Annotated in this window: 2 protein-coding genes; both read right to left on the minus strand. The window is 38.3% G+C overall.

Annotated features, from left to right (window positions below; translation table 11 throughout):
• Positions 1 to 308: 308 nt before the first annotated feature.
• On the minus strand, positions 309 to 545 hold the full coding sequence (locus tag AC11W3_RS19195) for a hypothetical protein (RefSeq protein ID WP_484093562.1): 237 nt from the start codon (positions 543 to 545) through the stop codon (positions 309 to 311).
• Between the two features lie 3 nt (positions 546 to 548).
• On the minus strand, positions 549 to 1,312 hold a 764-nt coding region (locus AC11W3_RS19200; RefSeq protein WP_484093563.1), incomplete at its 5' end, for a DNA cytosine methyltransferase.

The following is a 1,312-nucleotide window of genomic DNA, read 5'->3' on the forward strand; positions in this document are numbered from 1 at the left end:
AATTCTTCGCGAGTCAGATTTATGTAGATAATTGAACCAACTGTGTTGTCGTATACATCATAGTGGTATCGTTCGTTACCCATGGTTATTCGCTTCCTTTCAGATTGAAGTCAATTTGTCCTTCACATTGCTTCATGATTGGTTTTCTAGGTTTATATCGCTTATCCATGTCGCCACAATAGAAAACATCTATTTCGTTAAACTCAAAGTGCTTGCAAGTGTTTAATGATTTTGCCGAATTTTCTGACATTCTTTTATTTAATTTGTCGCAATACACTATGTCGCAATAGTGAGCATGAGCGCAATATCTACAATACTGTTTCAACCTCAACACTTCCTTTCATTTGTTCCCCTTCAATCAACATTATCAATTCACCTAATATTTTAACCGTAAACTCAAACGGATACTTAGCTTCTATCTCATGGGATTCAGCGATTACCAAATCCCAATTGATTTCCTTGACGGCAATGTATTTGGTGTAGAAGGTGTAGGTATCGGAGAAGATGGAACGAACCTCTGTGGGGGATGGGTTTCTTGTTTGCATGGGTTAATCCTCCAATCGTTTTGCTATCTCATAAATTACATTTACAGTTACACCGTTCCCGGCTTGTTTGTATAGTTGGCTGTCAGAATTAACGATTGCGGCCTTGTAAAAATAATCATCGGACCATCCTTGTAGGCGGAAGCATTCTAATGGTGTTAGCTTGCGAATACGAAATCCATCTTGTAATAGATTGTCTTTCTGAACAGTTGACAGCGTATTAGTTATCCCGTCTGTTCTTGGTTCTAGTTGTAAAAATTCATGTCTGCTAATTTCAATGTTGCCAGCTTCATAATCTTTTCTTATTTCTTTGCCGTAATCTGTTCTGACTGGTCTTAACACGGCTTGATTGCATGATGTAGTCAATGTCTGTGCAACGCCTTTTCCAACTCTTCCTATTCGTGTTTCTGAATTTGGTTGATCTAGGTTGATGCTGTCACCTAATTCAGCTATGGAATAACCTTGTTTTGTGGCTTCTTTGACGGCAATTTTAGGCATTCTGTTTCCACCAGTGCAAGTATCAAGTGTTGGCGAAATTCCTTCTCCACTGTACACTCTTCCAGATTGTGGATTGCATTCGGCCGCCGATATATTACCTATTTGCTTTACTGCTATTTGTTTAGGTTGTTTGTAATCTCGTCCACAAATAGTTGACATTATTCCATCGGAACTATGTATATCAGCACTACTGTGTCTATCTGGATTAGTTGTGCCTATTACTTTAATATCAATTGTTTCGTTTGGTTCTCTGATAGGAAATATTTCTCGTC

The organism is Geomonas sp. (assembly GCF_056994735.1).